Genomic DNA, 25356 nt, shown 5'->3' on the forward strand with positions numbered 1-25356 from the left:
TCCCTCACATGTACACATCAACAGATGGCAACGCAGACGTAATAAAAGTTTTTGATCTTCCGCCGGTGGAAGCGTGTTAGGACGGTCTGCAACAAACCCTGTGGCACAGGAGGTCACCGTGTTGATCCATCGCCGGACCGCAGCTCTGCGCTCAACCGCTCTCGCGGCGGCGGCGATTGCCGCCGCGCTCGTCCTGGGAGCCTGTGACGCGGACAGCGGTGACGGAACGTCGGGCAAGGCGAAAGACGCGGGTCCCGGCGTGGTCGCGCCCGGCAGACCGGGCGAGCCGGCCCGGACGCTCTCCGCCGAGGAGGCCGCCGAGGAGACCGGTCAGGACACCGCCAACTCCGCGGACTTCCGGTATGCGCAGATGATGATCGAGCATCACGCACAGGCGCTCGTGATGACCGAACTCGCCCCGAAAGGGGCCTCCCGGAGCACCGTCAAACGGCTGGCGGAACGCATAGCGGCGGGCCAGAAGCCGGAGATCGGCGCGATGGAGGGATGGCTCAAGAGAAACGGCGGCGACAAGCGCAAGCAGCACCACGACCACTCCGGCATGCCCGGCATGGCGACCGAGGCCCAGCTGAAGGAGTTGCGCGGCGCCGAGGGCAAGGCGTTCGACAAGCTCTTCCTGGAGCTGATGATCACCCACCACCAGGGGGCGATCACCATGGCCACGGAGGCACTCACCGAGGGGAACGACATCTTCGTCGAGGAGATGGCGAGCGACGTGGTCGCCCAGCAGACCGTGGAGATCAACCGGATGCGCGGAATGATGGACTGAGCCACCTGGCCGCGCTGCCTCCTGCGCCCGGCGGTGCGGATCGGCCCGGCGGTGCCATCCTGGAGGGAACCTCCGGGAAAGAGGTGCGCCGTGCTCTCCGTCGCCGTCGTCGGTTCCGGTCCCAGCGGGGTCTACACCGCCCAGGCCCTCCTCCAGCAGTCCCTGGTGCCCGATGTGCGCGTGCATGTCCTGGACCGGCTGCCCACCCCGTACGGACTCGTGCGGTACGGGGTCGCCCCCGACCACGAGAAGATCAAGTCGCTGCAGAACAGCCTGCGGGCGGTGCTGGAGGACGAGCGGGTCACCTTCGTGGGCAACGTCGGCGTCGGCGGCCCGGACGGGGTCTCCCCCGCCCGGCTCGCGGAGCTGTACCACGCGGTCGTCTACTGCGTCGGGGCGTCGGCGGACCGGGCGCTGGCGGTGCCGGGCGAGGGCCTGCCGGGCAGCTATTCGGCCACCCGCTTCGTCTCCTGGTACAGCGCCCATCCGGACATCGGCGCCGACCCGTTCGCCCGGGACGCCCTGGAGGCCCGCTCGGCCGTCGTGATCGGCGTGGGCAACGTGGCGGTCGACGTGGCCCGGATCCTGGCGCGCGGCGCCGGCGAACTGCGCCGCACCGACGTGCCCCGCGCCGCGCTGCGCGCGCTGGAGGAGAGCCGGGTGCGCGAGGTGCACATCGTGGGCCGCCGGGGCCCCTCCCAGGCCCGGTTCACCACCAGGGAGCTGCGGGAGCTGGGGGCGCTGCCCGGTGCGCGGGTCGTCGTCGACCCGACCGAGCTGGCGCTCGACCCGGCGTACGCCGCTCCGGACGGCCTGCCCGGAGCCCTGCCGCTGCCCGCCGTGGTGCGGCGGAACCTGGAGGTGCTGCGCGGCTGGTCGGTCGGCGGCGGGGCGGGGGCCGCCGGGGACATGCCGGGCGGGGCGCCGGGCTCGGCCGATGCTGTACGCCGCATCCGGCTGCGGTTCTTCCTGCGGCCGGTGGAGCTGCTGGAGCGCGGCGGGCGGGTGGCCGGGGTCCGGTTCGCCCGGACGGCCCCGGACGAGGCCGGGGGCGTACGGGACACCGGTCGTTACGAGGACGTCGAGGCGCAGCTCGTCCTGCGGGCGGTCGGCTATCGCGGGGTGGAGCTGCCGGGGCTGCCGTTCGACCCGGTGCGGGGAACGGTGCCGCATGCGGCGGGACGGGTGCTGCGGGGCGGGGTGCCGTCGCCGGGTGAGTACGTGGCGGGGTGGATCAAGCGAGGGCCGACCGGGGTGATCGGCTCGAACCGCTCCTGCGCCAAGGAGACGGTGGCCTCGCTGCTGGCGGACGCGGCCGCGCTGACGCGGCGTACGGCGGCGGACGACCCGCTGGCCGTGCTGCGGGAGTGGGGGCTGCGGCCGGTGGAGTGGGCCGGCTGGCTGTCGATCGAGCGCGCGGAGGCGGAGCTGGGCCGGTCGCTGGGGCGCGGCCCGGTGAAGATCCCCGACTGGGCGGGGCTGCTGGCGGCGGCCCGGGACGAGAACGGCTGAGCGGCCCCGCACGGTCACTCCCGCGTCGCCACCACCAGCCGGGCGCGGGGGCTGCCGTCGGGGCGGCGGCCCAGTTCGGCGAGCGGCACGAGCCGCACGGCGAATCCGGCCCGCGTCAGGTCCTCCAGCACATCGCCGAGCCGGAACGTGCGGTAGTACATGACGAACTGCGGGCGCCACAGGGCGTTGCGCACCCGCATCGCCGCGTCGAAGCCGAGCAGCGTCCAGTAGGCGCGGGACCCCACGGGGGGCGGTGCGCCGATCGGGAAGACGAACTGTCCGCCCGGGCGGAGCGATCCATACACCTCGGCGAAGAGGCCGAAGCGTTCGGCGGGCAGGAAATGGCCGAACGCCCCGAAGCTCAGGGCGAGATCGAAGGCGGGCGCGAAGGGCAGGGAGCGGGCGTCGGCCCGTACCCAGTCCACTGCGGGGCCCTCGCCTGCCGGTTCGTCTTCTGCCGGTCGCTCGCCCTCGGGCGGGAAGGCGGCCCGGGCCTCGGCGAGCATCCCCGCGCTGAAGTCGACCCCGACGACCCGCTCGCGGCACAGCCGCCGGAGTACACCGACCCCGGCGCCGGTGCCGCAGCAGACGTCGAGTCCGGTGTCGAAGGGGCCGAGCCGGCGCACCTCGTCGGTGACGGCGTCGAGCACGCGGTCCGGGGTGCGGTAGGGCGTGTGGTCGAACTTCGGGGCGAGGAGGTCGTAGCCGCGCTCGATCGAGGAGAGCGCCTGAACGGCCAGTTCGCGCACGGTGGGGCCCTGTTCGGTAAACATCACGGGCCACCCTACCGACGCGGCCGCCCCCTGCGGCCATGCACTGCCGTGCCGCCCGGAACGGGAGGGCGAGGCAGTCAACGGCCTTCGGGAAGTCGCCGCTTGAGGGTGATGGCGGTATCGGCTGCGTAGGCCTGGGTCCAGTTGCGGCCGACTCCGGACTTCCAGGTGACGTGGACCGTGGAGCCGTCGGTCCGGGCGCTCTCGACGGTCATGGCCCGGTCGCCGTCGCGCACGTCGCCGCGGCGCAGTTCGCCGGCCTCGACCGTGACGGGGTGCCCCGCGGGCGCGCTCTCGGCCTCCTCGGCTGCCCGGAGGAGCTCCGCGGCCAGCTCGCGGGCCGCCTCAGGGGTGCAGGACCAGACGAGCTCGCCCGCCGGGGGCGTGAGGCGGATGCCGATACGGGGCGCGGGGGCGGGGCCGGCGTCCGGGGCGGGACCGCCCGCGGTGGCCGTGGCCGGCATGTGCTCGTCCACGGTGACCGTGATGGGCACCGGGCGGCCGTCGGCGTCCGTGATCCCGGTCCCGCTGCTCATCGTCGTCTCCTCGGTGTACCTGGCCATTGACCGGCCCCGGCTGTTCCTGACCGCCACCTGGCCGTCCGGGGGCTTGGCCTGGCCGCTGTCCGGCCGCCACCAGGATGTCAGCTCCCGGCCGCCGGGCGTACGGGCGGGCCCGGTGGCGGCCGGGGCGGTATGACGGGGTGGTCAGGACTCGGCCGGCTCCCATCGGCCGGGCGGGCTCAGGTGCGGTAGACGTCCAGGCGGCCGCACATGCCGAACCGGCCGTACGCCGAGGGGCGTTCGGCGTGGACGCGGGCGTCGGCGAGGTGGCCGGCCTCGCCCCGGTCCAGGGCGTCGAGCTGGTCGGCGGTCGCGGCGGCGGCCGTGGCGGCCCCCTTCTCCCAGCGGGTGCGCCACTCCCCCGTACGGGGGCGGACGAGCGCGGCGGCGGCCCGATGGAACGAGGCCAGCGGCTCCGGATCGCCGTCCTCCACCGCCTCCCGCAGGGCGAGGAACCCCTCCACGGCGAGGTCGCGCCGGGCCCGCGCCGCCTTCTCCTGCACGGCCTCCTCGGCGTCCACCGGGAGCGCCACCGCCGCGCGGTAGTCGTCCGGGTCCGTCAGCCTGCGGGGCGGCAGCGTGAGCACGGCGTCGCCCGCCTCCGGCAGCCCGCTGTTCTGCATGAGCACGATGAGACGCAGCCCGTCCTCGTTGACCAGGCGGTGGATGGTGCCCGGGGTGAACCAGACCAGCGCTCCGGGCGTCAGCGGTGTCTCCCGGTATCCGGCGGTCGTGAGGGTCTGCACGGAGCCGCTTCCGCCGACCACGACGTACCCCTCCGAGCAGGTCAGGTGGAGATGCGGGGTGCCCCCACGCTGTCCGTCGACGGCGGGCCAGTCGTAGACGGTCAGATGCGAGACGGCGACGGCGCCGGGCAGTCCTTCGAAGGTCACCACGGGGGCTCCTGGGTCTCGGCGGCACGGTCTCCCAACCGCACCGAAAGCGCTTTCTACGACTCTGGACGCTAGGGCCGCCGCCGGACCCCGGTCAAGGGAACCGGGCGGGCGGACAGCGCCACGGGCGGCGCACCCCGGGCATGACCACGGGCGGCTGGCGTGTGCGCGAGCCACTGTCAGTGGCCGGGTGCAGACTGGCACTGTTCCGGCACAACGGCGTATCGGGAGGTCCAGAACCATGACCGATGTATTGCTCACCGCAGGCACCCGCAAGGGCCTTTTCATCGGCCGCAGGCGGGGTGGGACCTGGGAGATCACGGGCCCGCACTTCAACGCGCAGGCGATCTACTCGGTGGCCGTGGACACCCGGGGGGACACCCCGAGAATCCTGGTCGGCGGGGACAGCGCGCACTGGGGGCCGTCCGTCTTCCACTCGGACGATCTGGGCGAGACCTGGGTCGAGCCACGGCAGCCCGCGGTGAAGTTCCCCAAGTCCACCGGGGCTTCGCTGGAGCGCGTCTGGCAGCTGCATCCGGCAGGCCCCGAGGCACCGGACGTGGTCTACGCGGGCACGGAGCCGGCCGCGCTGTTCCGTTCCGAGGACCGGGGCGAGTCGTTCGAGCTGGTCCGTCCGCTCTGGGAGCACCCGACCCGCTCGCGGTGGGAGCCGGGCGGCGGCGGTGAGGGGCTGCACACCGTCCTGACCGACTCCCGGGACGCCAAGGCCGTGACGGTCGCCGTGTCGACGGCGGGGGTGTTCCGGACGAAGGACGGCGGGGCGAGCTGGGAGCCGTCGAACAGGGGCGTCTCCGCGGTCTTCCTCCCGGACCCCGACCCGGAGTTCGGCCAGTGCGTCCACAAGGTCACCCGGGACGCGGCCGACCCGGACCGGCTCTATCTGCAGAACCACTGGGGCGTGTTCCGCAGTGACGACGCCGGTGACCACTGGAGCGACATCGGCGCGGGGCTGCCCTCCGACTTCGGGTTCGCCGCCGTCGCGCATCCGCACCGCGGCGATACGGCGTACGTCTTCCCGATCAACGCCGACGCCGACCGGGTCCCGGCGGAGCACCGCTGCCGGGTGTTCCGTACGACCGACGCGGGGCGCACCTGGGAGCCGCTCTCCGAGGGTCTGCCGGCCGGGGCGCACTACGGCACGGTGCTGCGGGACGCGCTCTGCACCGACGACGCGGACCCCGCCGGGGTCTACTTCGGCAACCGCAACGGCGAGTTGTACGCCAGCGCGGACGACGGGGACAGCTGGCAGCAGCTCGCCTCCCATCTGCCGGACGTCCTGTGCGTACGGGCGGTGGCGCTCGGCTGACGGGCGGTCGGCCGGAGCACCGACGGCAGTTGATCGGAGTGGTCGTATCAGCAGTAGAGTGCGGGCCGTGGCAGCACGACCGTTGAAAGAGATCATCGAGCCGGGGTGGGCCGACGCCCTCGAACCCGTCGCCGAACGCATCGCCGCTATGGGCGACTTCCTCCGCGCGGAGATCGCCGCGGGACGCACGTACCTGCCCTCCGGGGCTCATGTACTGCGGGCGTTCCAGCAGCCGTTCGAGGAGGTGAGAGTGCTGGTCGTCGGCCAGGATCCATATCCCACCCCAGGACACGCGATCGGGCTGAGCTTCGCGGTGGCCCCCGACGTCCGGCCGCTGCCGGGCAGCCTGGAGAACATCTTCCGGGAGCTGCACGGGGACCTGGGGCTGCCCAGACCGTCCAACGGCGACCTCACTCCGTGGACCAGGCAGGGGGTGCTGCTGCTCAACAGGGCGCTCACCACCGCGCCGCGGCGGCCCGCCGCCCACCGGGGCAAGGGCTGGGAGGAGGTCACCGAGCAGGCCATCAAGGCGCTGGTGGCCCGGGGCACCCCGCTGGTGTCGGTCCTGTGGGGGCGTGACGCCCGCAATCTGCGCCCGCTGCTGGGTGACTTCCCGGCGATCGAGTCCTCGCACCCCTCCCCCATGTCCGCGGACCGGGGCTTCTTCGGCTCGCGGCCGTTCAGCCGGGTCAACGAACTGCTGGAGCGCCAGGGAGCGGCGCCGGTGGACTGGCGGCTTCCGTGACGTACGCCGTGGCGCCCGGCGGTCCGGCCTGTCCCGGTGCGTACGTCCTCGGGGTCGACTCCGGGGGCTCCGGGCTGCGGGTGGCGCTGGGCCGGGCGGGCGAGCCGGGGCCCCTCGCGACGACGGTCTGCGCCGAGCCGGTACGGACGGGTCCGGGCGGCATCGACGCCGGGCATCTGCTGGATCAGCTGCTGCCCGCCGCCCGGGAGCTGCTGGAGCGGGCGTCGGCCGCCGCGTCGGCCGAAACCCGGAGCGACGCCCGGCCCAGCGGCTCCCGGGCCGACGACGGATCGGCTCATGAGGTCGCGGCGGTGGCGATCGGGGCCGCCGGGATGGCCACGCTGGGCGAGCGGTTGCGGGCGGAGCTTCCCGGCGCGCTCACGGACGCCCTGGGGGTACGCCGGGTGGCGCTGGCCGCCGACGCGGTGACGGCCTACGCGGGCGCGGTGGGACAGCGCCCCGGCGCGGTCGTCGCGGGCGGCACGGGCATGATCGCCCTCGGTACGGACCTGAAGGAGTGGCACAGGGCCGACGGATGGGGTCATCTTCTGGGTGACAGTGGCGGCGGTGCGTGGATCGGCAGGGCCGGGCTGGACGCGGCGATGCGGGCCCACGACGGGCGGCGGGGCGGTTCCGCCGCGCTGCTGGACCGGCTGCGGGCCGTGTTCGGGCCGGCGGAGGCGCTGCCGGGACTGCTCTATCCGCGCTCCGACCGGCCCGCCGTGCTGGCCTCGTTCGCCCCGGAGGTGGCGGCGTGCGCCGGAGCGGATCCGGTCGCCGCGGGCATTCTGCGGCAGGCCGCGGGCCATATCGCCGAGGCGGCGGCGGCCGTGTGCCCGGCGCCGGCCGAGCCGGACGGCGAGGGCGGCGGGACCGGCCAAGTGGCCCTGACCGGCGGCCTGTTCCGGATGGGCGAGCCCTTGATCGCACCTCTGCGCGAGGAGCTGGCGCGGCTGCTGCCCGGGGCCCGGATGACCACCGCGACGGGCGATCCGCTGACGGGCGCACTCCGGATCGCACGCGCCTTGGCGGCCGGGGACCTGCGCCTGCCGCACCACCCGACGATGTTGTTCGTACCCCGGGAGCAGGAGACCGGGCAGCGCGAGGAGACGGCGGTGCACAGCGAGCCCCGGCCGGAGTGACAGGGAGAAGGACAGGCGGGCGAATCGGCCGAATAGCGAGCCGACAGACAGGGACACTCCGGTGGTACATCACTCATCGGACATAAGCGGATAGTTAACGCTCGACCTGCCCCTCCCCGAACAGAGGGGCAGGTAAAACCAGTAGCATGCGGCGCCATGAGCACCCCCACTGGGCCCGCTTCCGGCCTGCCTGTACGAATGCCGCGACCTCGCCAGTCCGGACGGCACCGCCGCCCGGAGCCCGTGGTCGCACCTGAGGGCGCTGCCGCGCTCGTTCTCGCCGTTCCCGGTACCCCTTCCCCGGCCACGCGCAGCCTGGCCGAGGAGGTGATCAGCATCGCCCGTTCCGAGCTGCCCGGCCTCAACGCCCGGATCGGCTACCTCGACGGCGACGATGCCGAGTACCCGACCCTTGCCACCGTTCTCGCCCACAACGCCGCCGAGCGCGTCGCGCGCTTCGAGCAGGCCGTCGCGGCAGGCCGTGAGGTCGCCGAGCCCACCGGTCCGTCCGCCGTCGTGGTCCCGCTGCTCGCGGGTCCGGACAGCGCGCTGATCCGGCGGATACGGCAGGCCGTGATGGACAGCGGTACGCAGGCCGAGCTGACCGACGTGCTCGGCCCGCACCCGCTGCTCGCCGAGGCCCTGCACGTACGGCTGTCGGAGGCCGGTCTCGCGCGCGCCGACCGCGCCCGGCTGTTCACCGTCGCCACGGCCGCCGACGGCATCGTGCTGGCGACCGTGGGCGGCGAGGAGGCCGTGCAGGCCGCCGGGATCACCGGCATGCTGCTGGCCGCCCGGCTCGCCGTGCCGGTGATGGCCGCCGCGCTGGACGTGGAGGGCTCGGTCGCCTCGATCGCGGCGCAGCTCCAGGGCTCCGGCTCCGCGCAGCTGGCGCTGGCGCCGTACCTGGTGGGCCCGGAGGTCGACCCCGGCCTGCTGGACGCCGCCGCGAAGGAGGCGGGCTGCGCGACGGCCGAGCCGCTGGGCGCCTACCCGGCGATCGGCAAGCTCGTGCTGTCCTTGTACGCCACGACGCTGGGCATCACACCCGCGACGCCGCAGGGCACCCAGGGAGCTCAGGCTCACTGACCGGAGGCCGTCGCCGTCGGGCGGCGGCTCGGGAAGCCGGACAGCGCGGCGGGCCCGGACCGGGGATTCTCCTCCGGTCCGGGCCCGCTGCGCTGTTCCCGGGCTTTCGTGGCCGGGCGAGGACGGCGCCGGGGGTCAGGCGAAGACGACGCAGGAGGCCGCGGGGACCTCGACGGAGCCCGCGTGGCGCGGGATGCCCGTCTCGGCGTCCACGGCGAACCAGCTGACGTTCCCGGAGTGCTCATTGGCCGCGTACAGCCACTGTCCGCTCGGGTCGAGCGTGAGGTCGCGCGGCCAGCGGCCGCCACAGCCGACGGTGGCCACCAGGGCCGCCTTCTCGCCGCTCTCGTCGAGGGTGAGCACGGAGATGCTGTCGTGCCCCCGGTTGGCGGTCCACAGGAAGCGCCCGTCGCGGGCGACGACCACCTCGGACGGGTAGGTGCGCACCGCGTCGTCGGCCGTCTCGTGCTCGGGCAGCACCGGGGTCTCCCCGAGTACGTCGAGGCGGCCCGTCGCCGCGTCCCAGCGGCACAAGGAGAGGACCGGCTCCAGCTCGCCCAGGACGTAGGCGAGGGCGCCCGAGGGGTGGAACGCCAGATGGCGCGGTCCTGTGCCCGGGCGCAGGACCGTCTCGCCGTGCAGGCGCAGGGCGCCGGTGGCGGGGTCCAGGGCACAGACGCGTACGGAGTCGGTGCCGAGGTCCACGCTGACCAGCCAGTTCCCCGAGGGATCGGCGAGGACCTGGTGGGCGTGCGGGGCCTCCTGGCGGCCGGTGTCGGGGCCGCTGCCCTCGTGCCGGAGCACCGAGGCCGCCGCCCCGAGCGATCCGTCGGCGAGGACCGGCAGGGCGGTGACGCTGCCGGAGGTGTAGTTGGCGGTGACCAGGTGGTTCGCGGCGAGCGCGAGGTGGGTGGGCGCGTCCCCGTCGACAGCCTGTGCGGGGCCCAGGAGTGCCGGGACGTCCTCGTCGACGGCGAAGGCGGCGGCGACGCCCGGGGCGCTCTCGCCGACCGCGTACAGGACCGTGCCGCCCTCCCGGGGGCCGACCGCGAGGAAGGAGGGATCGGCCACGGCGTCCGTGGACCCGAGCAGGGTCAGCGCCCCGGTCTCCCGGTCCACGGAGGCGGCGGTGATGCCGACCCCGCCCGCCGAGGTGAACGACCCCAAGAATGCCCGCCCGGCGCTGTTGCCGATCATCGCGCTACCCCTCTTCACCGTCGCCGCGATCTTCACGGGCGACGGTAGCAGGCAGGCCGCTGCGGTCCAGACCAATCCAGGGCTTCGTCATGCGGCGCGGACGGCCTCTCGGGGTGTGGGCGACCGGCGCCCTTCAGCCGACCCGGGAGGGGGTCAGTGGTCGTCCCAGTGGCCCTCGTGGGCCGCATGACGGTGGCCGTCGTGCACGTAGTCCACGTGGTCGCCGTGGGGGACCGCCACATGCCCGCAGCTCTCATCGTGGACGTGGTCGTGGCCGGCATGCTCGTGATGCCCGGCGGCCTCACACTCGTCCGTGTGGCCTTCGTGCTCACGGTGCAGATGACCGTCGTGCACGTAATCGACGTGATCATCGTGGGGGACCGCCACGTGCCCACAGCCTTCGCCGTGCGCGTGGTCGTGTCCGGGATGCGGCTGGTGCTGCAGGGATGTTGCCACGCTGTCCATCTCCACATGCTCGGGCGACCGTCCGGTCAAGGACGGCGGCTACGAACTCTCGCCTTGTCTCTCCCCTTACGGGCAAGGCTGCCATGACGGACAGAAGCGGGCAAAAGAACCATTTCGAACAGGCAGGGGCAGTGCACCCCTCCGAACGTCAGGCGTTCGTCGCCGCCGCTCGGGGAGCGTGGCTCAGCGGGCTGACGAGTCCGGCGAGCGCTCGTTCCAGACCGTGCAGGTGGGCCAGGGCCGGGTCCACGGCGACTCCGGGCAGCTCGGCCAGGTGGAAGCCCCGGGGGCCCTCGGGCGCGGTCAGGGCCTCGACGGCCGCCTCCACCCGGGAGCACGCGGCCGACAGCCGCGCGTCGTGCGAGGCGTCCGGGTCGGCGGCGATGGAGGCCAGCCCCCGTACCTCCCGTACGCAGTCGTCCAGCAGCGCGATCACCTGGCGGGCGCGCGCCTTGCGGGCCGGCAGCGGGCTCAGGGGGTGCACCAGCGGAGCGAGGGAGAGCCGGACCCGGCCGAGCAGCACCTCCAGCTCGGCGACACGGGGGGCGGGGTCGGCGAGCGTCGACCCGGCGAGCCGGTCGGCCGCCTCGGCCGTGCAGGCGTGGACGCACCGCAGCGCCTTCTGGATCCAGGCGTCGGTGATGGCGTGGGTGGTGACGGGGAGGACGAGCAGCACGGCGAGCACCGCGCCGAGCGCGCCGACGGCGGTCTCCGCGACGCGCAGCCAGAGCAGGGCGGCGTCCAGGACGCCCAGCGCGCCGTAGAGCATGCCGGCCATCACCGTCACGAAGAACATCATCCAGCTGTACGAGACCGCCGCCGTGTAGAAGATGCCGAAGACGCCGATCGCGACGACGAGGGCGGTCGGAACGGCCGCGCCGTCGAGCGGGATGGCCACGGCGAAGCCGGAGACGATGCCGATCACGGTCCCCAGGACCCGGCGGAATCCACGGACGAGCGTTTCGCCGCGCGAGGTGGTGTTGACGAAGACCCACCAGGTGGCGCCGACCGCCCAGTACCACCGCTCGTCGGACAGGACCTGCCCGATGCCGAGCGCGAAGGCCCCGCCCAGGGTGGCCTGGACGGCCTGCCGGGTGGTGACGCGCAGCCGGCCCCGGACCTCCGGCGGAGCGGGCAGGGCGGGGAGGGGCAGCCGTCGCTCGTAGCACCACAGGCCGAAGCGCACGGTGGACGAGGCGCACAGGGACAGCGCCACGGCGGCGTACAGCTCGGGCAGCTGGCCGGGCACGGTGTGCAGGAACTGGGCGGCGAAGAACATCATGAACGCGAAGACGCCCAGCGCGTGCCCGCGCGGCCCCCACCGCCGGGTGTACACGCCCGCGCCCATCACGGCGAGGAAGACCAGGTCCCGGGCGAGGGGCTGGTCGTGCAGGACCGCCGCGACGGCGAGGACGGGCAGACCGGCGACCGGGAGCAGGGCGGTGGTGACCGCCTGCCCGCGCACCGTCGGGTCGGTCACGGTGAAGAGGGCGAGCAGCGCCGCCAGGCCGCCGGTGATGGCCGCCACGAGCGAATGCCCGACGAGCCCGCACAGCGCGACCGCGAGGCCGATGCCGACCACGGCACGGGAGGCGAAGCGCAGCCGGACCCGCCCCGGGTCCGGCGCCACGAACACCCTCTTCAGCACACTTCCGCCCCTTCCGCGTCGCCGCAGAACTCGCATGAAAAAGGCGCCGCGGAAGTCCGCAGCGCCATCGACGTCTCCATTGCAGCATCCAGCGGGCGCTTGGATCAAACCGGGAGGAATATGCTGTACCAATGGACCAGTAAAGAGGGTGGCGAGTCGGCCACGAGCATGCCAACGGACCATCCGGGGATGAGTACGCGCACTCATCCCCGGAGAGCCTCCCGGCGGCTACAGGGTCGAGGGACTGGGTGACCGCCGGGCCGGACCCCGCACCCTGGGTACAGTCGGGGCCGGACAGGACGGCTGGGAAGGAGATCGGCGGATCATGACGGTGGACGCTCTCGACACCCGGATCCTGCGCCTGCTGATCGAGCAGCCGCGCACCAGCGTCCGGGAGTACGCGCGCATCCTCGGCGTGGCCCGCGGCACCCTGCAGGCCCGGCTCGACCGGCTGGAGCGCGACGGCGTGATCACCGGCACCGGGCCGACCCTCTCCCCCGCCGCGCTCGGCCACCCCGTGCTCGCCTTCGTCCACCTGGAGGTCACCCAGGGGCATCTGGTCGAGGTGGGCGACGCGCTGGCGGCCGTGCCCGAGATCATCGAGGCGTTCTCGACAACGGGCGGCGGCGATCTGCTGACCCGCGTCGTCGCCCGGGACAACGGGCACCTGGAGGACGTGATCCAGCGGCTGATCCAGCTGCCGGGGGTCGTCAGGACCCGGACCGATGTGGCGCTGCGCGAGCGGGTGGCGCACCGGGTGCTGCCGTTGGTGGAGTCCGTGGTACGCGCGGCGGGCGACCGGGACCGGCCGGGATCCGGGACCGTTCAGGGCTGACCGGAGAGGTGTTCCGGTGGACGGCTCGGCGGCCGGAGTGCGCCCCGGCCCGGGCGGCGGCCGCATCGCGGCGGGCCGGGAGGTGTGGCGGGCCGTCAGCCGAGCCTGGTGAAGGGGCCGTCGGGGCAATCGGGCTCCGCCGGACCGATATCCTGATCATGTCGTTCACCACACCGCCCAGGACTCCGCCGGAGACCGGGTGCTCCGGGGTGCCGACAGCCGGAGCGGGCCGCCATTCGAGATAGGTGTACAGGTGCTGGTAGCTGGTCGGTACCGATTGGTATCCCCCATCGGTCGTGGCGGCATGGGCGAGGTGTGGCGCGCCACGGACGAGGTCCTGGGACGGGCCGTGGCCGTGAAGCTCCTGCTGGGGGACCAGGCGGACGCCTCGTCGACCGCCCGCTTCCGGCTGGAGGCCCAGACAGCCGCCCGGTTGAGCCACCCGCACCTGGTGGCGGTGTTCGACTTCGGCGCCTGGGAGGACCGGTTCTTCCTGGTGATGGAGCTGGTGGAGGGGCAGAGCCTCGGAGACCTGCTGGCCGCCCAGGAGCGCGTCCATCCCGAAATGGTCGCCCGGATCGCCGGTCAGGCGGCCGCCGGTCTCGCCGCCGCGCACCGCCAGGGCATCGTCCACCGCGACATCAAGCCGGGCAACCTGATGCTGGACGCGGACGGTTCGGTGAAGATCGGCGACTTCGGGATCGCCCAGTTCGTCGACGACCCCTCGACCGCGCTGACGACGGCCGGTCATATCGTCGGCACGAGCCTCTACCTGGCCCCCGAGCGCGCGCTGGGACGTACCGCCGACTCCGCGTCCGACATGTACTCGCTGGGCTGCGTCGTCTACCAACTGCTGCTCGGGCAGCCCCCGTTCCGCTCCGACACGGCGACCGCGACGCTGTACCAGCATGTCGACACCCCGCCGGTCCCGCTGCGGCAGCGCGGTGTGGAGATATCCGCCGCCTTCGACTCGTATCTGCTCGGGCTGCTGGCCAAACAGCCGGAGGAACGGCCCACCGCGCAGCAGGTCTCCGACTGGTTCCGCACCGACGCGTGGCGCGGCCGGCCGGAGCCTCTCCCGATGCAGGCGCCCCTATCCCACCGGGCCACCGCCCCCGTAGCCCCGAAGGCCTCCCCCGCGGCCCCGCCCGCACCGGTCGGCCCGACGACGTACCGGCTCCCGGGGCCCACGGGGCGCAGACGGCAGGCGCCGGCCCGTTCGGCGCCGGCCCGCCGTCGCAGTACCCGCGAGGCGATCCGGCGGCGCCCCAGGGTGGCCAGCGCCATCGCGGGCACGGCGACGTTCCTGGCCGCCGTGTATCTGGGGATGATCCTGTTCTCCCCCGACTCCAGCTCCGCCGGTACGCCGGACCAGAGCCCGTCCTCGGCCCCGTCGGCCCCCTCGGCACCCTCGCAGGACGGCGACGGCGGCGCTCAGCAGCAGGGCGATCAGCAGCCGGACGGTGAACAGCACGGCGACCGGCAGCAGGGCGATCAGCGGCAGGGCGGGGACAGGGGCAGGGGCAGGGACGGGGAGGACGAGCAGGACGACTGAGTCCCGCTCGCCGCTCCGTCGCCCATCACTCCCCGCCCCTCGCCGTCACCAGCGGTCGTGGACCTCTGCGCGGATCGACCGGTCGTACAGCTCGCGCACGGCGTCCAGCGTGTTCTGCGGCAGCGGCGGCAGTGCGGCGGCCGCCGCGTTGGCACGGGTCTGTTCCACCGAGCGCGCCCCGGGGATCACACTGGTGACGCCCGGCTGCTGGATGATCCAGCGCAGCGCGGTCTGCGCGGGGGTGGCGCCCTCCGGGGCCAGCTCGGCGAACTCGGCGGCCGCGGCGACGCCGGTGGCGTAGTCGATGCCGGAGAACGTCTCACCCTGGTCGAACGCCTCGCCGTGCCGGTTGTACGTCCGGTGGTCCTCGGGGCCGAAGACGGTGTCCTTGGTGTACTTGCCGGAGAGCAGTCCGGAGGCGAGCGGGACCCGGGCGATGATGCCGACGCCCGCGGCGGCGGCCGCCGGGAGGACCTCGTCGAGCGGCTTGAGGCGGAACGGGTTGAGGATGATCTGCACACTCGCCACTCCGGGGCGGGCGATGGCGGTCAGCGCCTCGGCGCAGGTCTCGACGCTCACCGCGTAGGCGGCGATCCGCTGCTCGGCGACCAGGGTGTCCAGGGCGTCGTAGACGGCGTCGGAGGAGTAGACGCTGCTGGGCGGGCAGTGCAGCTGTACGAGGTCGAGCGTGTCGGTGCCGAGGTTGGCCCGGGAACGGTCGTTCCAGGCACGGAAGTTGTCCAGGACGTAGTTCTCCGGCACCTGGTCGGCGCGGCGGCCCATCTTGGTGGCGACGAAGACGTCCGCGTCGGGGCGGTTCTTGAGGTAGCGGCCGATGAGCTGTTCGCTGCGGCCGTCCCCGTACACGTCCGCGGTGTCGAAGAAGGTGACGCCGGATGCGACGGCCGCGTCGAGGACGTCGAACGCGTCGTCCTCCGCAACCTCTCCCCAGTCTCCGCCGAGCTGCCAGGTGCCCTGTCCGACGACCGAGACGTCACGGCCGGTCCTGCCGAGTGTGCGCTGTTCCATGGGGATCATGCTATTCCGCTTCTCGTGTCGAACGGGGCGGGCGGGGCAGAGCGCGGCGGGAGGGGAACGGGGTGGACGGCGGCAGGAGCACCTCTGCCGCCGTCCACGCTTCGGAGCTCCCGGTCTCAGCCGCCGGTCGTCACGAGGTCGTCACCCGGACGTAGTCGATGACCATCTGCTGCGGGAACTGGGTGGAGCCGTCGGGGTCGCCGGGCCAGTAGCCGCCGACCGCGAGGTTCAGGATGAGGAAGAAGGGCTTGTTGAACACCCACTGGTTGCCGCCCAGGTCGGCGGGCGTGCGCCGCTGGAAGACGTTGCCGTCGACGGACCAGGTGATGGAGTCGGGCGCCCAGTCGACGGAGAAGGTGTGGAAGTCGTCGGCGAACGCCTGCCCGTTCGGGAGGGTGTACGCGGCGCCGATGCCGCCCGAGCCGGAGTAGCCGGGGCCGTGCAGGGTGCCGTGGACCGTGCCGGGCTCGAAGCCGACGTTCTCCATGATGTCGATCTCGCCGCTGTTGGGCCAGCCGACGTTGCCGAAGTCGTCGCCGAGCATCCAGAACGCGGGCCAGATGCCCTGGCCGCGCGGGATCTTGATCCGGGCCTCGACATGGCCGTACGCGGCGGCGAACTTGCCGGAGGTGTTGAGCCGGGACGAGGTGTACTCGCATGCCCCGTACCAGCACTGGTAGTTGCCCGGGTTCTCCTTCCGGGCGGTGATCACGAGGTTGCCCTGGCCGTCGAGCGCGGCGTTGTCGTTGCCCGGGGTGTAGTACTGCCGCTCGTGGTTGTTGACGTTGTCGCCGGTCTCCGTCTGCCACTTGCCGCCGTCCACGCCGGCACCGGCCGGACCGTCGAACTGGTCCTCGAAAGCGACGGCCATGGTTCCCGGTCCGGGAGCCGGGGAGTCGGCGGCGGGTGCGGCGGACGCTCCGCCGGGGAGTGCGGTGAGGATGGCGGAACAGCAGAGCAGCGAGGCCGCGTAGAGGGCGACGCGGCGGCGCCGGGAGACGCTGCGCGCCGTGGAGTGCGTGGGATGCACGGTCATCACATCACTTCGCGTGGGGGGACACACGCATGGTGGGCATGCGCATGACAGGTCAACGCCGAGAGGTGAACGGTTGGGGCGATCACCTCGGGCGCATATTTCAATTCTTGATTTAAGGGAGTGCCACAGGAGCCGTCAATAACTTGGTCCGGACCGGAGAAGGAACGGCATGCTTCATCGGCATATGCGCCTGAAGGCAGCGGCCCCGTCGTGCGGTTCCTCCCGGGCGGCGGCAGAGTGGAGATACGGACCGGGCGGCGAAGGGAGCACGACGTGGAGAACGACGGCACACCGCGGCCCCACTTCGTCGTGCAGATCCATGACGCACGACGGCTGCACTTCGACTTCCGGCTGGAGGTCGACGGCGTACTGAAGTCCTGGGCGGTGCCCCGCGGGCCGTCGGAGAACCCCAGCGACCGTCGGCTCGCCGTGCCGACGGAGGATCACGCTCTGGAGTACCGCGAGTTCGAGGGGGTCATTCCCCGGGGCGAGTCCGGCAGCGGCACGGTCATCGTCTGGGACCAGGGCACCTACCGGCCGCTCGGACACGACGGGCAGGGCGACTCCGTCCCCTTCGCCGAATCCCTGGAGCTGGGTCACGCGACGTTCTGGCTGTACGGGTCGAAGCTGCACGGCGAGTTCGCGCTCACCCGCATCAAGCAGGGCGACGAGCCGGACAGCGGCGGCCATGAGGCCTGGCTCCTGATCAAGGCCAACGACCGTCTCGCCGTACGCGGCAGGCCCGGTTCACCGGACCCGTACCACGCCCGGTCCGCCCGTACGGGACGGACGCTGCACCAGGTCGCCGCGGCGGCGGCCCGGGGCGGCGAGGGCTGATACGCGGACCGGGAAGCCTTGCCCTTCAAGCCTTTCCGTCCGTGATCCGCCCGTCCGTGACCTGCCCGCCCGTGGCCTGCTTGTCCGTGATCTGCTCGTCCGTGATCTGCGCGAGCACCTCCGTGTAGAGCGACCGCCGGTCGGGGCGGGCGTGGGCCTCGGCCCGGCGCAGGGCCGGCACCGCCGCCCCGCCGAAGCCGACGACCGCGTCCCGGGCGGCACTTCGGACCATCGGCTTCGCATGGTCGAGGAGCCGGACCAGGTCCGGCAGCGCGGGTGCCCAGGCGGCGCGGCCCAGCGTCCGGACCGCCATGCGCACCACGTCCGGCAGCGGGTCGGCCAGCAGGAGCGCGGTGAGCCGGGCGTGGGTGTCCCGGTCGAACAGGGCGCGCGAGGCCCGGTGCGCGTGCAGCCGCACCCCGGCACGCGGGTGGCGCAGCAACTCCTCGACCAGTGCGCACAGTTCCGTTTCCGGACGGGCGCCGGGCGCGGGCGCGTACTCCTCGACAAGGCGGGTCAGGACCTCCCGGGTCCGCCCGGGCGGGCCGGTGCGGGCGAGGTCGAGCAGCTCCGGCAGCGGCGGTGGGTCCGCCGGGGCCACCGGGGCCCACGACGGGGTGCGCAGGGAGGCGAGCGCGGCAGCGTCCTCGGGCGCGGTCCCGGGGGCGCGCAGGGGGCCGTCGAGGAGGACGAGCCCGTCGGCCAGGTCCGCGCGGCCTTCAGTACGCAGTAGGCGCTCGGCCCGGGTCAGCAGGGGGGTCCGCAGCAGGCGCAGGCCGGTCAGCAGGTCGAGCAGCCCGAGTTCGCCCGCCTCGATACGGGGCGCCAGGAGGTGGGCGAGGGCATCGGCGGGAACACGGCGCAGCGCGGTCCGGGCCCCCGCGTGCACGGCGGGCGGACCGTGTTCCCACCACTCGACGAGCAGCGGGACGAGCGGGGGCAGATCGTCCTCGGGCAGCCGCTCCACCCAGCGCAGCGCCCGATCGGGCAGCACCCCGGGGGCGGTCAGCTCTCCGTCGTGCACCGGATCCGTGGAGGAGGTGTCGGGGAGTACGTCGGTCCGGCCGCGCAGATACGCCCGCAGGACGGCGCGCGACACGTCCGGTTCGGGCCAGCGGCGCAGGGCCGACGCGGCGGCGGTCCGGCGCTCCGGGCTCCCGGCGTCCAGCATGGCCAGCATGGCCAGCAGCCGGGACCGCTGGGCGGCCGACCGGGGCTGGTCGAGATCGTCGGCCCGCGCCGGACGTGCCGGGGCCCCGGCAGCCGCGTTCGCCGACCGGGTCTCGGCGATGGTCCACTCGGGCGCGTCGAGCGGCTGAAGCTCGGTCATCCAGTCGACGAGGTGCGCCCGCGCCTCGGCCGCGGCCCCCGGGTACGCCTCGACGAGCGCGCGGAGCAGGCTCCGGGAGCGAGGCACGGCGGGCGGGTGGGCGGGCTCTTCGGCCGTGGGGCCGGTCGCGTTCGCCGCGCGGGGGCTCCTCTCCACCACACGGCCGCCCCCTTCCGCGCCGGGATGGATCGGGGCTCCGACCCCGGCGGTTGCGTTACGCCCCCGGAGCTCGGCCAGCGCTTCCGGGGTCCGTACCGCTGCTGCCAACTCGGCCTGCCACGCGGCCGGTTCCTCGGTGGTCACGCCCTCACCCGGTACGCCGAACGCCTCACGGAGCACGGCGGGCGCGGTTCGCCAGGGGTCCGCGCCCAGGTGGGCAGCGGCCAGCGCCCGGTCGAGATCGGCGCGGACGAGCACCGCACCGAGCTGCCGGAGCAGAGAAAACGGGGATGCGGCCGCCTCGGGCCCGGATGAACCGCCAGGACCTGCGGGCGGCAGGGCGCGGAGTGCCTCGACGACCGGCAGGCGCCGGCCGGCGGACAGGTGGGGTGCGACGGCGTGCAGGACGTCGATCAGCTCTCCCGCCTCTCCGACGAACCCGGCCGCCTCTCCCCCCGTGGCGGTGCCGAACGCGTCGGTGACCGTACCGGTGTGCCGGGCGAGCACGGCCACCTCGCCGGCGGACCACGGCCCCGGGCACAGACGCAGGGCGCACCGCACCAGGCGGCTGCGGAGTCCGGCCTCGTCGGTCCGGGCGGCCAGGTCGAGCCAGTGATCCAACAGGGCCCGTGCCGCTGGTATTTCGTGGGCGTCCGCCGTCTCCGGGGGTGCGGGCCGACGGGCGATGCGCAGGGCGATCTCCGGGTCCCAGCCGGTCCGCAGCAGAGTCGCCACATCCGGGTCGGCACCGGTCGCGGCCCTGCCCGGGGCGTCCGGCGGCATCGGCACACCGTGCCGGGCCAGCGGTTCCGCCAGGTCCGCCACGGAGCCCGACCCGTCGGCAAGGCGTACACCGCCGTCCGCGACGAGCGCCAGCAGGGCGGGGACGACCGGCGAGGCCCCCGCGTCGAGGGCGAGCACGGCGCGGGCGGTGACCTCGCCGTCGAGGGCGCTCAGCAGGAGGCGGCGCGTGCGCTCGTCCCCGGCCGCTTCGGCGGCGGCGAAGAGGGTCGCGGTGCGGGCATCGCCCACGACCGCCCCCAGTGCCCGGGTCAGGGCGGTCCGCAGCCCCGGGTTGTCGTCGCGGCCGAGCGCGCGAAGGAGATGCGGGACGGAGGCGGGCGCTCCCGCGTGGAGCAGGGTGGCCGCCGCCGTCTTCCTGATGTTCATGTTCGGGTGGTGGAGGCAGGCGGCGACCGACTCGCCCGCCCAGTCGGCCCGTGCCGTGCCCAGGGCCAGCAAGGCCGCCCGTACAGTCCGGATGTCCGGGTCCGAGGTCAGCGGGACGAGCGTCGCGGACAGGGCCCGCGCGTCCGCGCCCGAGGCGTCGTGGGCCAGCAGGGCGATGACGTGCTTACGCACGTGCGGATCGCGGCCGCGCAGCAGGCGGTGCACCCGCGCCCGGGTGGACGCGGTCGCGGGAACCCTGAGCAACGCCTTGAGCAGCACCGCCTGTTCGCCGCCCGTCAGCCCGGGGCGCTCCAGCAGGCCGAGCACCGTCGCGGTGAGGAACGCGTGTCCCGCGCCGGTGTCGTCCGGGGCGTCGAGCAGACAGACGGGCCTGATCCGCCGCCTCCGCCACAGCCGGCTCCCGAGAGCACGCACGGCCTCCAACGCCTCGGCGGGCAGCTCCGGTTCGCCGTCGGGGCGGGGCCGGCCAGCCGGTACGAGGTCGGGATACGGGGTGTCCGGCCCCGGCCGGGGCGGCCCCGCGTCCGGATCGCGGGGCGCGGCGAGATCGCGCACGATGCGCTGGAGCAGCTCGGACACCAGGGGCAGGGCACCCGTACCGGCGTGCTCGGCAATCCGGCGGAGCGCCGCCACGGGGGCGTCCGCGTCCACGCGGGCCCGCAGAACGGCCAGTTCCCGCTCGTCGGGGGCGCCGAGGTCGGCCTCGACGGTGTGCGGGAGGTGCCGGGGGTCGAGCCGGTCGAGCAGGTCCCGACGCTGCTCGGGTACGAGGGTGAGGTGCCACAGGAGCACCAGCGCACGGTCGCGTACGGGTCGCAGCTCGGGTGCGACCGGGGGGCGGGGTGAGCGGTCCGGTTCCGGGGCCGGGGCGCCGGGTGCCTGGGGTCGGCCGCCCGACGCCGGGGATGGGCCGCCCGGTGCCTGCGATCGGCGGTCCGGCGCTTCGGGCGGGCCGTCCGGCGCCGAGCCCGGGGCGTCCGGCGCCGAGCCCGGGGCGTCCGGTGCCGAGCCCGGGGCCTCCGGTGCCGAGCCCGGGGCCTCCGGCGGGGCGTCGATGCCGAACGCCCGGGCCAGTGCCGATCGCGTACGGTCTCCGCCGATGGCCTCCAGGGCGTCGAGTGCGGCCGACGGGGCCGAGGGCAGCAGGGCGAGCACCGCGTCCTCGGCGTTCGGGGGGCGCAGGGCGCGGATCGCGGCGAGGAACGGGCGCGGGTCCCGGGCGGCCGGGAGCAGCCGGGCGACGGTCTCGCCGATGGGGACGTCGGTGACCCCCTGCCGCTCCAGGGCGACCAGCAGCTCCAGCCGGCGCGGCCAGTCCGGGGCAGCGGGCGGGGCGTCGATGAGGGCGTCGAACAGCGGGCGACGGCACGTGTAGAGGACCGTGGCGACGTCCTCGGCCGGGACCGTGTGGTCGGCCAGGGCCAGATCGAGGACGGGCCCGGCGTCCCGGTCCGCCGGGAAGTGGCCGCGCCGGTGCAGTCCGCGCAGACAGGTCAGCACCGGCCCGGCGAGCAGGAGGGGGTCCGTCGCGGCCAGGACCACCAGGCGTCCGACGTCGGTGCGCTCCGCCCGCTCGCCCAGGAGTTCCACGGCCTGCCGGCGCAGGGCAGAGGGCCCGGCCGGGTCCTCGGCCGTGTTCCACAGCACCGCGTGGTGCCCGTGCCGGGCCGCGGCGACGAGAACTGCGGCCGCGAGCGCCGCACCCCCACCACCCCGCGCACCCGCCGACCGGGTCAGCGACGACGGGGACAGCGGGGTCACCGCCGCCCAGGGCTCGGCGAGTTCGCGCAGCGCACCGGTCACGACGTCGTGGTCCGGCGCGTCGAGCAGGCGGACCAGCCGGTCGCGTACGAACGCCGGTGCCAGCAGTCCGGCGTGCAGTCCTTCGCGGGCCAGCCGCAGCGCCTCGGCCTGGAAGACCGGGTCCCCGGTGCCGACGAGTTCGGCCACGAGACGGTCGGGGCGGCGCGCATCGGCGGCGGCGCTCTCGCGGACGGCCCGGTAGAGGGGCTCGCCCGCCGGTTCCGTGCGCAGGACCGCCGGGTCACCGAGGAGTTCGGCTCGCAGCCAGGCGATCCGTACCCGGGCGGGCAGCGCGGCCGCCCGCCAGTCGGGCAGCCGGGGGCGCGGCTCTCGCGAACCGAGCCGGGCGTGGAGTCGGGCGAGCAGGAGGGACTCCTCGGGCGACGACCCCACCGTATCGGGCAACAGGCCTGCCACCAGGGCGAGCTGACCGCCCTCGGCGTCCGGGGTGTCCGGGGCGTTCGGCGTGTCCGTGCGCTCGGCGAGGAGCGTCAGGCCCAGGTGCCTGAGGCGGGGGGCGGGGTGCCGTACCAGTCGGCCGAGGAGTCCCGGTGGGCAGGTGCGGGCGTCGAGGCGCCGGGCCAGGAGACCGGCGTCGGCGCGGTCGAGGGCGTCGCTGATCGGGTCGTCCGGCGGGGTGGTCACCGACGGAGCGTAGACGGCCGGTTCGCTCCGCCGCCCCCGGTTATCCGGACGCCGGGTATCGCCCCGGCCCGTCCTGATCGATGATGTCGGGCGGGGCCGCCGCCCCGGGGCAGAGCAACAGCCGTGGGAGGAAAGGGTGGTCATGCGGGAACAGCCGACGGACCCGGCGACGACGGACACGGACGCACGGCAGGCGTCCCGTACGGATACGGACGCCCAGGTGATCGTGGTGGGGGCGGGCCCGGCCGGCTCCTCGGCCGCGTACCACCTGGCGCGGGCCGGGGTGGACGTGATCCTGCTGGAGAAGGCCCGCTTCCCCCGGGAGAAGGTCTGCGGCGACGGTCTCACCCCGCGGGCGGTGCACCAGCTCATCCGGATGGGCGTCGACATCACCGCACCGGGCTGGACGCGTTCGCGCGGGATGCGCTGGGTGGCCGGGAAGCACCGGGTGCACATCGAGTGGCCGGCGCTGGGCCGCTACCCGGACTTCGGCCTCTCCCGCAGCCGGCACGACTTCGACGACATCCTGGCCCGGCACGCCGTGGCGGCGGGGGCCCGGCTGTACAGCGGCTGGAAGGCGGATCGGCCGCTGACGGACCGGGCGGGCCGGGTCACCGGGGTCACCGCGTCCTCGGACTCGCCGGACGCACCGGAGCCGGTCGACTTCCGCGCGCCGGTCGTCATCGCCGCCGATGGGGCGTCCGCCCGCCTCGCCCTGGCGCTGGGCCTGGAGCGGGACCCGCGACGGCAGATCGCGACTGCCGCCCGGCGCTACTACCGCAGCCCCGAACGCTCCCGGGAGGAGTACCTGGAGCTGTGGGCCGACCTCCGCTTCCCCGACGGGGGCCCGTACCTCCCCGGCTACGGCTGGATCTTCCCGATGGGCGACGGCCGGGTCAACGTCGGCCTCGGGGCGCTCCCCCACCGGCGGCACGGCAAGGCGGACCTGCGCGCCACCCTGGACCAGTGGCTGGCCCGCACCCCGCAGGAGTGGGGGCTGCGCGAGGAGAACGCGGAGGGCCCGGTGCGCAGCGCCGCCCTGCCCCTCGGTTTCAACCGCCATCCGCTGTACGCCCGGGGGCTGTTGCTGGTCGGCGACTCCGGCGGGATGGTCAGCCCCTGGAACGGCGAGGGCATCGCCCAGGCGATGGAGGCGGGCGAGGTGGCCGCCGAGACCGCGGCCCTCGCCCTGGCGCACGCCCAAGGGCCCCGCCGCGAACAGGTGCTGCGCGGCTACCCGGTGGAGATGAACCGCCGCTGGGGCCGCTACTACCGGCTGGGCAACACCGCCGCCGACCTGGTCTTCAGCCGCTCGGGCTTCCAGCCGGTGCTCAACCGGTACGTCATGGGCTCACCGTTCCTCCTCGACCTGCTGGCCCGGCTGCTCACCGACCTCACGGACAAGCCGTCGCGCGACGTGGCCGACCATGTCCTCAACACGGCGTTCCGCCTCGTCCCGGCTCCGGGTCCGAGCCGTCGGCGGGGTGCGGGGCGCGGCGGGGCGCTGGGCCGGAAACGCTGACGGCCCAGCGCGGGAACTGATCGAAGGACGACGGCATGACCATCACCGCTCGCGAACTCAACCGCTCCACGCTCGCCCGGCAGTTGCTGCTGCGGCGCGAGCCGCTGGACGCCGCCGAGGGGGTGCGGCGTGTGGTGGCACTCCAGGCGCAGCAGCCCGCCTCGCCCTATCTCGCCCTCTGGAACCGGCTCGCGGACTTCGATCCGGCCGGTCTCGACGCCGCGTTCACGGATCACGCGGTCGTCAAGGCGACGCTGATGCGGCTCACGCTCCACGTCGTGCACGCCGAGGATCACGCGGTGTTCCGGGAGGCCATGCATCCGGTGATCCGCGCGTCCCGGCTGGGATCCCGCTTCACGGCATCCGGGCTGACGGCCGAGGACGCCGAGAAACTCGTCCCCGGGCTGCTGGAGTTCGCGGGGCGTCCCCGGACCACCGCCGAGTGCGAGGCGTGGCTGGGTGAGCGGCTGGGCGCGCCGCCGGAGCCGGGCGCCTGGTGGGGGCTGCGGCAGTTCACGCCGTTGCTCCACGCGCCCACCGCGCCGCCGTGGTCGTTCGGCCACCGGCCCTCGTACATCGCGCCGCGGACCGGCCCTCCACGCACCGACGCGGAGGCGTCGGCCGCTTCGCTGCGGACCCTCGTCGTGCGCTACCTCTCGGGCTTCGGGCCCGCGTCGGTCGCGGACGTGGCGCAGTTCGCGATGGTCACACGGTCCAGGGCGCGGGCGGCGCTGGCGGAGCTCGCCGGGGAACTGGACCGGCAGGAGGGGCCGGAGGGCGGGGAGCTGTTCGATCTGCCGGGTGCTCCGCGGCCGGACGCGACGACACCTGCGCCGCCCCGGCTGATGGCGATGTGGGACAGCGTTCTGCTGGCGTACGCGGATCGCGGCCGGATTCTCCCGCCCGCGTACCGCAAGGTCGTGATCCGTGCGAACGGGGACGTGCTGCCGACGCTCCTGGTCGACGGGTACGTGGCGGGGGTGTGGCGGCCGGTCGACGGGGGCATCGAGGCGGCCGCGTTCCATCCGCTGCCCGAGGAGGTCTGGGAGGGGCTCGCCGTCGAGGCCCGGTCGCTGGTGGGGTTCCTGGCCGGCCGGGAGCCGGAGGTCTACCGGCGCTACGGGCACTGGTGGAACCGTCTCCCGGACGCCACCGTGCGGCTGTTGCCCGGTGGCTGAGATCGTGCGTGCGCTCCGCGATGTCGCCGACGAGTCCTCTACAGGCCTGTAGATTACGGTCGGCCGCCCCGTCAGGGGTCCGGCCC

The 25356-nt window shown here is 74.3% G+C and carries 21 protein-coding genes; 12 read left to right on the forward strand and 9 right to left on the reverse strand.

Going from position 1 to position 25356, the window contains the following annotated elements:
- Nucleotides 1-100 precede the first annotated feature (100 nt).
- A complete protein-coding gene (locus tag IE134_RS12365; protein WP_179888276.1) occupies nt 101-787 on the forward strand; it encodes a DUF305 domain-containing protein in 687 nt (228 codons plus the stop codon).
- Between the two features lie 90 nt (nt 788-877).
- Nucleotides 878-2299, forward strand: a complete 1422-nt coding sequence (locus tag IE134_RS12370) for an FAD-dependent oxidoreductase (RefSeq protein WP_098019869.1) — start codon at nt 878-880, stop codon at nt 2297-2299.
- A 14-nt stretch (nt 2300-2313) separates the two neighbouring features.
- Here the strand turns inward: IE134_RS12370 and IE134_RS12375 are convergent, their stop codons facing one another.
- Both IE134_RS12375 and IE134_RS12380 read right to left on the reverse strand, forming a co-directional pair.
- On the reverse strand, nt 2314-3072 hold the full coding sequence (locus IE134_RS12375) for a class I SAM-dependent methyltransferase (RefSeq protein ID WP_030714164.1): 759 nt from the start codon (nt 3070-3072) through the stop codon (nt 2314-2316).
- 77 nt (nt 3073-3149) lie between these two features.
- Nucleotides 3150-3608, reverse strand: a complete 459-nt coding sequence (locus IE134_RS12380) for a hypothetical protein (protein WP_189430470.1) — start codon at nt 3606-3608, stop codon at nt 3150-3152.
- Here IE134_RS12380 and IE134_RS12385 point away from each other — a divergent pair.
- Nucleotides 3586-3771: a hypothetical protein gene (locus IE134_RS12385; RefSeq protein ID WP_143668783.1), complete on the forward strand. Its 186-nt coding sequence runs from the start codon at nt 3586-3588 to the stop codon at nt 3769-3771. The two genes, IE134_RS12380 and IE134_RS12385, sit on opposite strands and share 23 nt — an antisense overlap.
- Nucleotides 3772-3814: 43 nt before the next feature.
- Here IE134_RS12385 and IE134_RS12390 read toward each other — a convergent pair whose 3' ends face one another.
- The gene (locus IE134_RS12390) at nt 3815-4531 is read right to left on the reverse strand and encodes a cupin domain-containing protein (RefSeq protein WP_030714170.1); all 717 of its coding nucleotides are present in this window, start codon (nt 4529-4531) and stop codon (nt 3815-3817) included.
- A gap of 238 nt (nt 4532-4769) precedes the next feature.
- On the opposite strand from IE134_RS12390, the gene IE134_RS12395 reads away from it, so the two are divergent.
- From IE134_RS12395 to IE134_RS12410, 4 genes are all read left to right on the forward strand, one after another.
- A complete protein-coding gene (locus tag IE134_RS12395) occupies nt 4770-5855 on the forward strand; it encodes a WD40/YVTN/BNR-like repeat-containing protein (RefSeq protein ID WP_189430472.1) in 1086 nt (361 codons plus the stop codon).
- Nucleotides 5856-5922: 67 nt separating this feature from the next.
- Nucleotides 5923-6600 (forward strand): uracil-DNA glycosylase, encoded by a 678-nt coding sequence (locus IE134_RS12400; protein WP_030714176.1) that lies wholly within the window; start codon nt 5923-5925, stop codon nt 6598-6600.
- Nucleotides 6597-7742: an N-acetylglucosamine kinase gene (locus IE134_RS12405; protein ID WP_229823531.1), complete on the forward strand. Its 1146-nt coding sequence runs from the start codon at nt 6597-6599 to the stop codon at nt 7740-7742. The genes IE134_RS12400 and IE134_RS12405 overlap by 4 nt, the downstream gene beginning before the upstream one ends.
- Nucleotides 7743-7898: 156 nt before the next feature.
- Nucleotides 7899-8831, forward strand: coding sequence for a sirohydrochlorin chelatase (locus tag IE134_RS12410; protein WP_078614405.1), 933 nt, complete (start codon nt 7899-7901; stop codon nt 8829-8831).
- Nucleotides 8832-8966: 135 nt separating this feature from the next.
- Here the strand turns inward: IE134_RS12410 and IE134_RS12415 are convergent, their stop codons facing one another.
- From IE134_RS12415 to IE134_RS12425, 3 genes are all read right to left on the reverse strand, one after another.
- Nucleotides 8967-10028 (reverse strand): lactonase family protein, encoded by a 1062-nt coding sequence (locus IE134_RS12415; RefSeq protein WP_030714184.1) that lies wholly within the window; start codon nt 10026-10028, stop codon nt 8967-8969.
- A 153-nt stretch (nt 10029-10181) separates the two neighbouring features.
- A complete protein-coding gene (locus IE134_RS34090; RefSeq protein WP_078614411.1) occupies nt 10182-10493 on the reverse strand; it encodes a hypothetical protein in 312 nt (103 codons plus the stop codon).
- A gap of 148 nt (nt 10494-10641) precedes the next feature.
- Nucleotides 10642-12141, reverse strand: a complete 1500-nt coding sequence (locus tag IE134_RS12425; protein WP_030714190.1) for an FUSC family protein — start codon at nt 12139-12141, stop codon at nt 10642-10644.
- 325 nt (nt 12142-12466) lie between these two features.
- Here IE134_RS12425 and IE134_RS12430 point away from each other — a divergent pair, with 325 nt between their 5' ends.
- Together IE134_RS12430 and IE134_RS12435 are read left to right on the forward strand one after the other, a co-directional pair.
- Nucleotides 12467-12976: an Lrp/AsnC family transcriptional regulator gene (locus IE134_RS12430; protein ID WP_189430476.1), complete on the forward strand. Its 510-nt coding sequence runs from the start codon at nt 12467-12469 to the stop codon at nt 12974-12976.
- Nucleotides 12977-13229: 253 nt separating this feature from the next.
- The gene (locus IE134_RS12435; protein ID WP_189430478.1) at nt 13230-14531 is read left to right on the forward strand and encodes a serine/threonine-protein kinase; all 1302 of its coding nucleotides are present in this window, start codon (nt 13230-13232) and stop codon (nt 14529-14531) included.
- 45 nt (nt 14532-14576) lie between these two features.
- On the opposite strand, the gene IE134_RS12440 is transcribed toward IE134_RS12435, so the two are convergent.
- Both IE134_RS12440 and IE134_RS12445 read right to left on the reverse strand, forming a co-directional pair.
- Nucleotides 14577-15569 carry an aldo/keto reductase gene (locus tag IE134_RS12440; RefSeq protein WP_098019876.1) on the reverse strand — a complete coding sequence of 331 codons (993 nt, stop codon included), beginning with the start codon at nt 15567-15569 and terminating at the stop codon, nt 14577-14579.
- 130 nt (nt 15570-15699) lie between these two features.
- On the reverse strand, nt 15700-16605 hold the full coding sequence (locus IE134_RS12445) for a glycoside hydrolase family 16 protein (protein ID WP_097986531.1): 906 nt from the start codon (nt 16603-16605) through the stop codon (nt 15700-15702).
- Between the two features lie 273 nt (nt 16606-16878).
- Here IE134_RS12445 and IE134_RS12450 point away from each other — a divergent pair, with 273 nt between their 5' ends.
- Nucleotides 16879-17442 (forward strand): DNA polymerase ligase N-terminal domain-containing protein, encoded by a 564-nt coding sequence (locus IE134_RS12450; protein ID WP_030714204.1) that lies wholly within the window; start codon nt 16879-16881, stop codon nt 17440-17442.
- 25 nt (nt 17443-17467) lie between these two features.
- Here IE134_RS12450 and IE134_RS12455 read toward each other — a convergent pair whose 3' ends face one another.
- Nucleotides 17468-22570: a HEAT repeat domain-containing protein gene (locus IE134_RS12455; protein ID WP_189430479.1), complete on the reverse strand. Its 5103-nt coding sequence runs from the start codon at nt 22568-22570 to the stop codon at nt 17468-17470.
- Between the two features lie 142 nt (nt 22571-22712).
- Between IE134_RS12455 and IE134_RS12460 the strand changes: the two genes are divergently transcribed.
- The gene (locus tag IE134_RS12460; protein ID WP_189430481.1) at nt 22713-24092 is read left to right on the forward strand and encodes a geranylgeranyl reductase family protein; all 1380 of its coding nucleotides are present in this window, start codon (nt 22713-22715) and stop codon (nt 24090-24092) included.
- Between the two features lie 35 nt (nt 24093-24127).
- Nucleotides 24128-25270: a winged helix DNA-binding domain-containing protein gene (locus IE134_RS12465; protein WP_189430483.1), complete on the forward strand. Its 1143-nt coding sequence runs from the start codon at nt 24128-24130 to the stop codon at nt 25268-25270.
- The last annotated feature ends 86 nt before the right edge of the window (nt 25271-25356 follow it).

This window comes from Streptomyces rubiginosohelvolus, assembly GCF_014649875.1.
Classification (GTDB): Bacteria; Actinomycetota; Actinomycetes; order Streptomycetales; family Streptomycetaceae; genus Streptomyces; species Streptomyces rubiginosohelvolus.